The organism is Eubacterium ruminantium (assembly GCF_900167085.1).
GTDB lineage: Bacteria > Bacillota > Clostridia > Lachnospirales > Lachnospiraceae > Eubacterium_Q > Eubacterium_Q ruminantium.
The window spans coordinates 299,657-311,624 of the sequence record NZ_FUXA01000004.1 but is presented as its reverse complement, the minus strand read 5'-3'; the positions used below and the strand labels follow the sequence as shown (position 1 = coordinate 311,624).

Here is an 11,968-nt window from a genome sequence, read left to right as displayed (position 1 = left end):
ACTTCTCCTCTTATCATATAAACTACACATTACTCCTCGCGATACGTATTATCATTAAGTATCGGCTCCGGAGCAAATTTACTCTTCGGGGATGTCTCATATCTCAGCTTATACCACTGATAATATGAATAATCCCGGAGATCATCATACGAAAATGTCATACCATTCCTGTACATGTAATCGTAGATTGCAAATTTCTCCGCCAGATCAACATACTGTACTTCAACTGTATTCCGATTTCTTGTTACATATAGATAAATGATGATACATAACAGTACTACATTTAACTCTATACTGATCCAAATTCCTATTCCCATAATTCGCCTTCCAACTATATGTTGTTACAGCTCTATTCCACAAACTTCTTCCCCACCAGTTCCTTCATCCTCTCCTTTGCGCTCTCCGGACCAGTAATCACTACCTTCCCGCCAAGAGCCACGATCCATCCAAGGAACTGGTCACTCACCGCCACATTTACACTTGCGGTGAACCATTCATTATCTATTGGGTGCATCCAAGCGTCCCTGCCGAATTGGTCGATGATGACATTTGCCATTTCGTTCCGGCAACGGAGGGACACGGTTTCAACCTCACCGCCAAACATCCGGAAATACTGCTCATTATATTTTACCTTGTCCTGCTTATTGAAAGCAGCCTTGCCCTTGCGCTTCTTGTCCGTGACGGAAACCTCGCGCATCTTATCAACGCGGAAATGTCTGATTTCCTCCTTATCGTGGTCATAACCGATCAGATAATACCGCTCATCATCAAAATGCAGCGCCCACGGACTGACATTGTAGAAAGCTCCGTCCCTACGGAACTCCTCTTCGCCCTTGACATTCCAACTGAAATACTTGAAGCGAATGGCCTTGTCCTCGCTTATCGCATTGTGAAGGGAATCGATGGCATAGTAGATGCTTTCATTCATATTTTTGACGCGCCCGGCAACCTTTACCTCGCGATCGAGAAGCTTCGCATCATACACGCTAATGTTATTTTCAAGCTTCTTGATCAGCTCCCTGGTCTTCTTCTCAGAGATGAACTTCGAGGACTGGATTGCATCCACCAGGAACTTCAACTCAGCAATCTCAAATACTCTGTTGCCACAGTGATACAGCGTCTTCGAACCTACACGTTCTTTGATTATTTCTATCCCATATTCATCAAGAGCAGCCAGATCCTCGTAAATACTCTTCCGTTGTGCCAGAATTTCATGCTTTGCAAGCTCTGCAAGTATTTCGGACATGGAAAGAGTGTGAGTGTCATCTGTCTGCTCTTGCATTATTTTCGCCAGATAAAGAAGCTTAAGCTTCTGGTTTTTCCCCTTCATAACGGCATCCCCCTGTAATCTAGAAAACCCGCCTTCTCCATGCGGTTTTCCTTGTGTTTGTGGTCCCACAACCACGCTCTAATTTTACCACATTTGGATACATTATACAAAGGGTTATAACAGGGACATCTACATGATTTTCTTCTCACAACCAGCTAATCCCACATTATTATATCCCCCGGAATAAGCTTATACTTACACCGTGGGCACTTGAGTTTATCGTAGTCCTTCCCAACAACAATCTTAAGCTTTCCATGACACTTCTCACATCTATGATCATAGTCCTTGAATTTCTTGAATTTGCGCCTTAGTTCGTCGGGCATGAAATAATTTGAATTACCTGTGTCCTCTGACGAAAAATCGGCTTCTTTGAGCATCTCTTCATCCTCTTCCCTAGGAATATACATTCCGAGATTATAGTCCGATGAAATATCACCGCATTCTTCACAGACAAACAGATCTATTTCGGCATCAATAGCTCTCTGAGGATTTTCCCTAAGGAAATTCATCATTTCATCCCCATATTCTCCATCCAATGCTCTTTTTCTAACCTCTCCATAGACTATCGGAAACATAAATCCTACGCCTATATTCTCTGTTATTTTAAACCCACAATTCGTACAAACTCCACTAAACGCCTGTCCCATATGATCCACCTCCTTTGTCATCCAAACTTATACTTAATTAAGCACTCCTGCAAACACCGGAATTTCCTTCATTCATTTCTGATTTCTGTTATCAAAACATACCTTTTCCATCATCTGCTATAAATCCCAGTATTATCAGTGGTACCAAAAGAAACTTTAACATAAACCTCATCGCCTTAAGCATCAGCCAAAATGGGAATAAACATAATTTCAGTAAACTCTTCATATCTGCTCACCATCCTCCATTAATTCTTATCCCCCAGCAGTTCTCTCCTGCATTCCGCATAATGCTTACACGTCATACAGCATCCCCTGCAGTGCTTATTTCTCATAAACCAGAACTTTAACCGCTTTAACATCCTGTCCTCCTGAACCTGCGTCTCTCAAACCTACTTCTCCACCTTCAGCTCGCATACAGCTCCTCTTTCAGTTACAACAACGACCTTGCCCTTGGCTCTCTTCTTGAATCTGTCATAGATCCTTCCGGCACTATAAGACTCACCGAGTACTGTATTTACGCTATTTGCAACATGTCCTATTGCCCCGAGCCCATCGACCTTCACAAGTATGGCCTCCTTGTCATACTTATTATCCGGCTCCTTAATCAGTTCAACCTTGCTGCCCTTCTTAACAACATCCGTACCGTAGTAATAATTCATTCCTGTGATTGTAAAATATATAGTCTTCATAGTTTTCCCTCCTGATTTTCTTGATTTTGGGACTTTCAGATCCCAAGTCGGTTTCTTTACTACCACCATTCTCACATATTAGGTGTCCGATAAAAATGCCTGCACATTATGTATAGTCGTTACATTAACAAGAAGTTATTTTCTTAATCATTATTGTTCCCTAATTATCTACAGAATATTAAAAGGAACCGGTAAAACACCGATTCCTTCACATATACAACAGCTTATACTATCAACGATTATTTCTTTTGTTACACACTTCCTGCCGTATTTTCTACAGATTTTTCCATTAACAAAAACAATATTATCCTGATGCTGTCTAATGTAGTATTCAAAAAAATAACCGCCCCAGTCCCTAACAAGATTGAGCGGTTATTTTTAACCAATTAATACAGGGCTAACCGTCTATCGGTAGCACCTTTAAGATTATACTATCACCGCTAATACTCATTGTCAAACATATGTTTAGTTTTTATACAAAACTCGGTGTTGTCTCTTTGAACAAATCTCAAATAGTTTATAAATCCAAATACATAATAAATTGAATTTCATCTCTTGAGTCAGGCTGTGAATAATATGCATACATATCTACCTTAGATAATACAGCTCCTTGTTTTTTATAAAATTTACATGCAGTAACATTAATGTTTTGAGTCTCTATAAGCATTTGACTATAACCATCTTCAGTTGCACCGCTTTTGCATAAATCAAAGAGCTTTTGCCCTATTCCCTTATGCTTATATCCATCCTCTACTCTAATATCCCAAAGTACGCAGGCATCTTTTCTGCCCGATAACATGTATATATTTTCTGTTGATCCAGCAACAGTTGCAGCACCTACCGGCTTCTCATCGTCAAATGCCATATAGAATCGCCAAGTGGATATATCAAATGTTTTCTCATATTCTTTAGCAATTTCATATTTACTGTAGTCTTTTATACACTCCTTAACAGGAACTTCATCAAAAATGAAACCACCTAGCCCACTGTCCAATCTTTTCAATTTATATATCGAACGAACTTCAACATTCATTGAAACCTGATCGTATAAATCAAAATACGTTCTATCTACTTCTTTAACATTAATCATTTTTCTCTCCTGTTTATCGACACCATCTAATAATCAAAACTGGAATTATATTTCTCTACATTTGTGTATCCGTACCTTTTTGCCTTTTCCACCATGATCCGGCATTGCGAATTATCCACTATGCTCCCAGGATACATTTCATAGAATAGCGGCGTTGCACTGTCCTGATCAAATGCTATCCAGGCACAGAGCAGTTCTATCTCATCGTATTATTAAATATTATATTTACAGTAGTGTATGATTTCTCCGAAGCCTTGCATTCATCGATAAATCTCGATTCAATATAAATACGTCCGCCGTTCTCCTCAATTATATTTTTGCTGAGCGGAAGACCGATGCCGACACTGTCCGGATTTACTGAAGCTGCATCGGAGGAATGGCTGAAACGTTCAAATACCTTAAGTCTGTCCGCCTCAGGGATGCCTCTCCCGGTATCAGTCACTGTGAGCTTTATCATAAGAGGAGTCCTTGTACAGCCGAGAGTTACGGTTCCACCCTCAGGACTATGCTCGATGGCATTTTTTACAATATTGCTGAGTGCCTCGTGCATCCATTCCGGATCGGCCTCTATCTCTGCCGCAATATTGTCACGTCTTGTATTTTCTTCTATATGCGCTTCATTCTGTTCAACACCGGAAACCATCGTATTTGTAGTGTTCTGTTCGACATCATCTTTAAGATATTCGAACGCATCCTCAACTACTATATTTACTCCCCTCTGCTCGGCCATCGGAAGGAGCTCTGCCGCTGCATTTTGTAGCAGCATCAGTACAGGCGTTTTGATCTTTTTAAATTCAACTGAGTTTATTTCAAGACGAGCAAGCTGAAGAAGCGATAGTGTGAGCCATCTCATCCGCTCCAATTGTCCCTCCTCCCTGCGGAGGATGTCTATCTCTTCCTCACCCCAGTCCTGTGATGTAGCGTGTGATGATAATATATCCGTAAATAGTGTCAAGCTTGCGATTGGAGTTTTTAACTGATGCGACATGTCAGAGATCATATCCTTCAGATAAAGCTTCTGCTCCTTCTCCCTGTCCGCCGCTTCAAGAATACCTGTGTACATATCATAGATTGCTCCCGAAAGCTTGCCAAACTCACCCTCGGTCAGCATTTCCTGCTTTATCGCCGAAAGACCTTCCGATTCATTATTTGCTGACTTCCGAATAGACAGCTCCTTCGCAGCAGTCCTTACACCGGCAATTCTTGCATAAATACGCTTTACCATAACAACCGCCGAAATATACAGAATTACAAGCGCAAGAGATGCAATCAGGCACGCCAAAAGAGGCTCCTTGATCACAGCCGTCAAAACAGTATTTGTGATCAGAAGCACCGAAATAAATACAGTAGTTATTATCTTTATCTCACGTTCTGTATGCATGATTATCACATTTTCTCCATGCGGTATCCGATTCCTCTGACAGTCTTTATATAAGGATCTTTTCTCTTCAGATCCCCGATCTTATCACGCAGCCTGTTCACGTAGACATACAGTGCACTGTCATCAACGAAATTACCGGATTCATCGAATATCTTCTCAAGAATATTTGACCTTGTGAGGCATATCCCCTGATTCTTCAGAAAATACACCAGAAGCTTATATTCGCCCGAAGAAAGCGCAAGCTCTTTTCCGGAAAGAGTTACTGTTGAAGCCTTTGTATCTATGACCAGTTCTCTGTATGAATAAACTCCCTCTGCATTTTTTATATCATCCTGATCCGTGATCACAGGATTTCTTTTGCTGCTTACTCCATCTGCCTTACCGGATTCACCTCCCGGAGCAGTAATCATGTTTTCGTATCTTCGCAGCACTGCCCTCACTCTCGACAACAGCTCTGCGTTTCTAAACGGCTTGGTAATGTAATCATCAGCACCAAGATCAAGCCCTCTGACAACGTTCTCTTCATCCGAAACAGCCGTCAGAAAGATCACCGGCAGCTTTACGCCGGCATTCCTGTATGTTCTGAGAAGCTCATGACCGTTTCCATCCGGAAGCATCACATCAAAAATAAGAAGGGAATATTCAGTCATCCTATTCCCTTCTTCAAGAATCTCCTTCGCACGCGTGAAGGTCTCCGCTACCTCACAGAGATATCCCGCATCTGTTAGAGCAATCTTCAGTCCGACAGCAAGCGCACTGTCATCCTCAACAACAAGAATCTTCTGCATACTTACATTCCTTTATTTGTCAAGACAAATCAATCCTCACGCTTTTTCTCCGAATAGCGAAAAGCAATTAATCCGATCAGATAATATAAACCCACGACCATTATAACACTGATGAGAATTATCAGCCAGTTAATACTGTATCTGATCTGCATAAAACTGTCATTGAAACTGCCTGTATGCCATAGAAATACTCATCCATATAACATACATTACTTCGTCTGCATCGTATCGCTCACGATCTTGCCGTCCTCAAGGTGGATGATTCTGTCAGCCATAGCGGCAATATCCATCTCATGAGTAACTATAACAAGCGTTTCCTTTCGGTCTCGGACAGCCTCAAACATTATATTGATAACCTCTTCGCTGTTACGTTTATCAAGGTTTCCCGTCGGCTCATCCGCAAGTATTAACGTCGGTCTGTTGACGATAGCTCTGCCGATCGCAACTCTCTGCTGCTGGCCGCCGGAAAGCTGACTCGGAAGATGATTTCGCCGATCGGCTAGTCCCAGTCTCTCAAGAAGCTCTTCCACCTCATTCTTATCAACCTTGTTACCATCCAGAAGAATCGGCATAACTATATTTTCCTCAACCGTAAGTATCGGTATCAGATTATACTCCTGAAATATAAATCCGATCTTCCTTCTTCTGAATATAGAACGCTTTTCATCCTTCAGCGCAAATATATCCTCTCCTTCTATCAAAACCTTGCCACTCGTAGGGTCATCTACTCCTCCCAATAGATGCATCAATGTTGATTTCCCCGAACCTGAAGTTCCGACTATTGCCGTAAACTCTCCCTTGTTTATTGTAAGGTCGATATCATTCACTGCTACAACCGCCGACTCTCCCTTTCCATAGGTTTTATTTAATTTCACAGTTTTTATCAGTTCTGACATTTTATTCCTCCGTTTCACATACATTATCCCCGGACTCCTCCGGAGTCTTTACTCCTTCTAATCTGTAAATAAAATATCTCGGCTACTTATAATCATCCTTTATAAGCGAGAGTGCCATTAGACTGGTAGCAATATTTATTACAAATATCGATACAGCAGTTATGATAAATACCGCCCAGTCCATACCAAATCTTATCTTCATAAAATCACTGTGATAAAGTCCGGTCATACCGTTTCCTGCGTAAAGAAGCCGTGAAAGCCCATAGGCAACAAATATTCCAAGAAGTGCACCAAAAATTACCGATTCCACGCTTACCAGTATGCCCTCCGCGAGTACAGCTCTGCGAATCTCCCTTTTACTGAAACCGATATTGCGAAGCAGCCTTATCTCATTCCTTCTCTGCAGAATATCTGAAGACTTTATATTTGTAAGATTAAGCATGATAACAAAAAGAATTATAATTACAATTGTGTAAACTATCTTTTTAACTATCCTCACGCCATCATAATCAAAGTGTCCTTCCGTATCGATATAATATCCGTTCTCTTCAAGATACCGCTGTATAGAGCCGTCTTCCTCCTCAACATCGGTATAGATATAGAACTCTATTATAGAAAAGTAATCATTACCATCTCTTACTACTCTATCCTCATCGATCACCGATCCGTCAAAGTCCCTCAGGTATATAAATGTGAAATCTACTCCGCTGTCCATAGTTTCAGGCAGCTTTTTTTTGAGAAGATCCTCGTAAAGTACATTCGGGATAATTCCTGCTATATGAAGTCTTGTTCCATATAACTCTATATCGTCTCCCGTTCCTATCTCAGGAAGATAATCTTTCTCCCTGAGATCGCCTTTCAAAAGGATAACATTGATCACGCCTTCTTTATCAGTATAATCAAGTCCCTCAGCCTCGCCTTCTATCAGCTTATAGTATTTTTCTCTTATACCCATAAAGCACACCGATTCAAGATTTTCTGCAAGTTTTTCTTTTGAAAGCTCGTCAGGTGCATTGTAATAATCTCTTATTGAATATTCAATATCCACTAAACCACTTTTAGAAGATAGTCCCTTTTCTAAATTATCCACCTTTTCAAGACTAAACGGATCATCTACATAATCCTGATAACCGTCAACTGTATATGTCGGTTTCAACTGATTATTAAACTCAGTATTAAGTATCGTCTGTATGACACATCCTACCACGAGCACTATGGCAAAGCATACTCCAAGGCTGATGACCAAAAGGTAAAAACGACCCTTTCTGATCTTTATATTCTTAAATCCATACCACTCCGGATATTTTAAAAATCCCATTCTGGCGTCACTTTTCTTTTTCCTCTTCAAAAGCTTCTTCAATGTCTTATTATCAACCCCATCCTTACTTCTGAGAGAGTTGATCGGTGACATCTTATAAAGCTTTTCTATTGGGGAAATCATTGAGTATCCCACAATGACCGCCATATAAAGTACAACCATACCGAAAGCTTTACCTATAAAATGAAATCTGAGTGAACCTGTTTCAATAAGTATCGACTGCAAAATCCTATTATTTCCATCATAATCATTCAACAGACTGAACAGCCCTCTGCAGGCGACCGATCCAAAAAACATGCCCAGAGCTGTACCAATAATACCCACAATAAGTGCCTCCAGCAGGATCATCCTGATAATCTGACGCCTCGTAAGGCCAACACATCTGTACATTCCGTAATCTCTTTCTCTTTCATTTACTGAAATATTAAAAGAGTTTCTGATGATGACCATTACAACCAGTCCGAACACAGCACATATCAGCATAAAAAAAGCTATTATGAAGAGTTCGCCACCATTTTTATTAGCGTTTTCTTCATCAAAAAGATTTACCGCAGTCTCATTTACCTCTCCTTCATAACCAATTCTTTCCCCCAATAATTCAGTCTTTTTTTCAAGATTTGTTTTATCTTTGAATCTAACGAGCACCGCAAAACTATCCTTGTCAACTAAGTCAATGTTAAGTCTGCTCAAAAATGCTCCGGAGTTGTTCATATTATAGTTGTAATAATCTTCGTCAAAATAACCATCATTTAAAGAATCTTCATTGACCGTATCAATAGATAGACTGTACATTTTAGATTCTATTCCCGGCGTATCATATTCATAATCAACCTCATAAACCCCGGTCAACAGTTTCTCTTCACCTATATCTTCGTGATGTTCATTATAAAATTCTGTCAGCCTCTCTCTTTCTGCTTTCGTAAGTGACATACACTCGGTTGCAGGCACACCCAAGTCTTCAGATTTCTCCACAAGTGAATCGTACAGTTCTTTATTATCCTTTTTGTATTCTTCAAGTCTCGTAGTAAGAAGCTCTCTCTTATATTCCTTTTCAAGTAAAATATATTCTTCAACAGTGATACCGCAAGGGACCATTACTCTGGGTTTTACCATCCTGCCGACCTTTGGATTCGGGGTGGTGATAAAATTTGGATTATTTAACAGGTATGTCGGCGCTACAATTTCGTTCTCATTCTGAGGAAATCTTCCATATTTCAAATCTTTCTTAACAAAAAAAGACATATCATCAATATATGTAAAATCCCCAACTACGGTTGATACAAAAAGAGTATCTATCCTGCATCCCTTATCATCAATAGATGACCCTTCTTTATTTTTAAACTTGAGAAGTTCCCTTGCTGTTTCTTTATCAACTACGTAACTAGCATCCCATTTGCCTTCCAGCTCATATGCATTAGCATATATGTTATAATTTATATTATATCCAAGTAAAAAAAGTCCAAAAATGATAAATGAAGCGATAGTAATGGCTACTATCGTCATCGTAGTCCTAAGTTTATTCTTCCAAATATATCGAAATACCAGTCCCTTTAAACTTTTCATTTCCTTCTCCATTCCTCACTGCATTCTGTTATACCGGCACTTGATCATATTTTATAAGAATAAGCAAATGCCATAAACCTTTTTATCATACATCCCGATATTAAAATAACTATCTAACAGTTCTCTAACAGATTTAAAAAAATTAAAACTGATAATCAGATACCGGCAATATTCGGGCAATTTTTTCGTTCATCTTCACAGATGAAATCCTCCCGCTCTTCACACGAATGACACGATCAGCCATTGCTGTTATAGCAAAAGGCAGAAACCATAATTTAGCTTCTGCCTTAATACAATCAATTATTCAATTTCAATGAGCACGTTAATCGCAATAACTTCCGATTGAACTTGCTAAGCTGAAACAATGGGTTGAAATGATCCAGCAGCTAAACAAAAGTGGGCTGACAGTGGCGGAGTGCTGTACGGAGATGGAGTAAATCCGTTTAGTCTTCTTTGTAGTTGATAATAAAGTTACTGCCGCTATCAAATGCTTTTGGATCGAGCTTGAACTCTCTGTTTGGTAGCGTTATATTCTTTAGGTTATCACAATCACCAAATGCATAGTCTCCGAACACCTTCAAGCCCTTACCGATAGTCAGACTTGTAAGAGCAGGGCAATACTCAAATGCGCTTTCGCCTATCTCAATCAAGCTGTCAGGCAGGGTTATGCTTTTAAGGCTTGTACAACAATTAAATGCAAAACTTCCTATTGAAGTTAAGCTGTTTCCAAAAGTTATGCTTTCGAGTTTTTCATCTGAAGTAAAAGCAGAATCCCCGATTGAAGTAACACTGTTTCCCATGGTTACACTTTTAAGACTCCTGCAATAATGAAATGCACGGTCTCCGATTGAAATAACGCTTTTTCCGATAGATACGTTTTCAAGCTTGCGACACTCATCAAATGCACAGTTTCCTATTGAGATCACACTGTCAGGAATAGTTATACTTGTAATCAAGTCGCATTCTGCAAATGCATCGTCATCGATCTCAGTCACTGTGTCAGGTATCGTTATGTTTTTAACCCGACACCCATAGCGCTCAAATGCTTGATACCCGATTTTTGTCACACCATATGGAATAACGATATCAAGGTCGAAGTCCTCAGAGTATACCACATCTAATTTTTTCAGCACGCCGTTTTCTATTTCAAGTTTCATTAAATTACACCTCGCTCATCTCGTCAAATTTTGATTTGTCGATTTGTTTGACGAAGTCCATAAATTGTTTCTGTAAGTCAATTGGCGGAACTATTAACTTCAATTCTTCTATTTGTTGCTTAGTAATTGCTTCTCTTGTTGCACCACCAGCTGTAGCGATATTCCACAGTAGTCTTTGGTAATTATCCTCTGTAAACATACTACAAACAAATTCAGGCAATAGACTTTTTTTGCATCTAATAATGGATACATGCTGATTAACTCTCGCAGGGAGCAGGTCGTCGGGAACAACACAGCATCTCGCCACAGAGGCACCAGTAATATTGAGAAGTACATCACTTTTCTCAATAGTCACATTGTCTAGTTGTTTAGCCTGTTCATCTGTAATATGAGCCAAATCTTTATATTCAAATCTGTTATTATAAACATTCATACTACGAATCAGGGAAATTCCTTCATCGCAATAGCTTTCTCTACCACCCTTAGGTGTAGCACCTGATCCTATCTTACTCATAAGGTTCTTACAAGAATCAGTATTCCAGCCTTTATCATTTATAACTGGATTGCCAAAGAGCTCGACAAATCGGGCTTTGATAAGTTCATCTAAGGATGACAATTGTGCCCTGCGTTCTCTAATAATTGATTCCAAAAGATCCATCATGTCCATGCATTTCTGCTGTTCTTCTCGTGAAATCTGTGGTACTTGTACATCCTCTAATACAGCTTTTCCAATTGCTTTAAAAGTACTTCCAGTTCCTTGATTATTTAGATCAGAATTCTTTGCTTTCAACAGATGAAACACATAATTTCTCTCAGCCTCATCATCAATTGTTATTGCTGCCAATCCACGTCCTATACAGCATCTATCCTTTGCATAGTTAAGCGCACCAATAGGAGCTCTGACCGAAATCAATATATCCCCTGGCTCGGCAGTTTTCTTAGGATCATTACACCAGATTCTTTCGTTAGGATAAATTTCTCCAAAATCTGCATTTCCCTGAAAGAATGGCATTCCATCCCCATCTTCGTTGTAACTTGAAGAATCCGGAGATTGTCCCATTGTTATCTTTGCTATTTCTTTTAGTGCTTTATATTCCATCTATCATCCC

The 11,968-nt window shown here is 39.7% G+C and carries 11 protein-coding genes; all 11 read right to left on the bottom strand.

Annotated elements, in window-relative coordinates; all coding sequences use genetic code 11:
- Positions 1-29: 29 nt before the first annotated feature.
- Positions 30-317 carry a hypothetical protein gene (locus B5D25_RS02765; RefSeq protein WP_078786218.1) on the bottom strand — a complete coding sequence of 96 codons (288 nt, stop codon included), beginning with the start codon at positions 315-317 and terminating at the stop codon, positions 30-32.
- A 32-nt stretch (positions 318-349) separates the two neighbouring features.
- A complete protein-coding gene (locus B5D25_RS02760) occupies positions 350-1,330 on the bottom strand; it encodes a helix-turn-helix transcriptional regulator (protein ID WP_078786217.1) in 981 nt (326 codons plus the stop codon).
- 155 nt (positions 1,331-1,485) lie between these two features.
- Positions 1,486-1,977, bottom strand: a complete 492-nt coding sequence (locus B5D25_RS02755; RefSeq protein WP_078786216.1) for a hypothetical protein — start codon at positions 1,975-1,977, stop codon at positions 1,486-1,488.
- A gap of 389 nt (positions 1,978-2,366) precedes the next feature.
- A complete protein-coding gene (locus B5D25_RS02750) occupies positions 2,367-2,666 on the bottom strand; it encodes an HIRAN domain-containing protein (protein WP_078786215.1) in 300 nt (99 codons plus the stop codon).
- A 517-nt stretch (positions 2,667-3,183) separates the two neighbouring features.
- Complete coding sequence (locus tag B5D25_RS02745) at positions 3,184-3,756, bottom strand: GNAT family N-acetyltransferase (RefSeq protein ID WP_078786214.1); 573 nt, start codon at positions 3,754-3,756, stop codon at positions 3,184-3,186.
- 196 nt (positions 3,757-3,952) lie between these two features.
- Complete coding sequence (locus B5D25_RS02740) at positions 3,953-5,137, bottom strand: sensor histidine kinase (RefSeq protein WP_078786213.1); 1,185 nt, start codon at positions 5,135-5,137, stop codon at positions 3,953-3,955.
- Between the two features lie 5 nt (positions 5,138-5,142).
- A complete protein-coding gene (locus tag B5D25_RS02735) occupies positions 5,143-5,925 on the bottom strand; it encodes a response regulator transcription factor (protein ID WP_078786212.1) in 783 nt (260 codons plus the stop codon).
- 209 nt (positions 5,926-6,134) lie between these two features.
- Positions 6,135-6,821, bottom strand: coding sequence for an ABC transporter ATP-binding protein (locus tag B5D25_RS02730; RefSeq protein WP_078786211.1), 687 nt, complete (start codon positions 6,819-6,821; stop codon positions 6,135-6,137).
- 82 nt (positions 6,822-6,903) lie between these two features.
- The gene (locus B5D25_RS02725; RefSeq protein ID WP_159444059.1) at positions 6,904-9,702 is read right to left on the bottom strand and encodes an ABC transporter permease; all 2,799 of its coding nucleotides are present in this window, start codon (positions 9,700-9,702) and stop codon (positions 6,904-6,906) included.
- Between the two features lie 443 nt (positions 9,703-10,145).
- Positions 10,146-10,859, bottom strand: a complete 714-nt coding sequence (locus B5D25_RS02720; protein ID WP_078786209.1) for a leucine-rich repeat domain-containing protein — start codon at positions 10,857-10,859, stop codon at positions 10,146-10,148.
- Between the two features lie 4 nt (positions 10,860-10,863).
- Entirely contained in the window at positions 10,864-11,958 is a 1,095-nt protein-coding gene (locus B5D25_RS13000) for a restriction endonuclease subunit S (RefSeq protein ID WP_078786208.1), read from the bottom strand.
- Positions 11,959-11,968 lie beyond the last annotated feature (10 nt).

What these genes read in the sequence shown, in the direction of transcription:
- B5D25_RS02765 (WP_078786218.1), bottom strand. Translation starts at nt 317, where the DNA reads ATGGGAATAGGAATTTGGATCAGTATAGAGTTAAATGTAGTACTGTTA.
- B5D25_RS02760 (WP_078786217.1), bottom strand. Translation starts at nt 1,330, where the DNA reads ATGAAGGGGAAAAACCAGAAGCTTAAGCTTCTTTATCTGGCGAAAATA.
- B5D25_RS02755 (WP_078786216.1), bottom strand. Translation starts at nt 1,977, where the DNA reads ATGGGACAGGCGTTTAGTGGAGTTTGTACGAATTGTGGGTTTAAAATA.
- B5D25_RS02750 (WP_078786215.1), bottom strand. Translation starts at nt 2,666, where the DNA reads ATGAAGACTATATATTTTACAATCACAGGAATGAATTATTACTACGGT.
- B5D25_RS02745 (WP_078786214.1), bottom strand. Translation starts at nt 3,756, where the DNA reads ATGATTAATGTTAAAGAAGTAGATAGAACGTATTTTGATTTATACGAT.
- B5D25_RS02740 (WP_078786213.1), bottom strand. Translation starts at nt 5,137, where the DNA reads ATGCATACAGAACGTGAGATAAAGATAATAACTACTGTATTTATTTCG.
- B5D25_RS02735 (WP_078786212.1), bottom strand. Translation starts at nt 5,925, where the DNA reads ATGCAGAAGATTCTTGTTGTTGAGGATGACAGTGCGCTTGCTGTCGGA.
- B5D25_RS02730 (WP_078786211.1), bottom strand. Translation starts at nt 6,821, where the DNA reads ATGTCAGAACTGATAAAAACTGTGAAATTAAATAAAACCTATGGAAAG.
- B5D25_RS02725 (WP_159444059.1), bottom strand. Translation starts at nt 9,702, where the DNA reads ATGAAAAGTTTAAAGGGACTGGTATTTCGATATATTTGGAAGAATAAA.
- B5D25_RS02720 (WP_078786209.1), bottom strand. Translation starts at nt 10,859, where the DNA reads ATGAAACTTGAAATAGAAAACGGCGTGCTGAAAAAATTAGATGTGGTA.
- B5D25_RS13000 (WP_078786208.1), bottom strand. Translation starts at nt 11,958, where the DNA reads ATGGAATATAAAGCACTAAAAGAAATAGCAAAGATAACAATGGGACAA.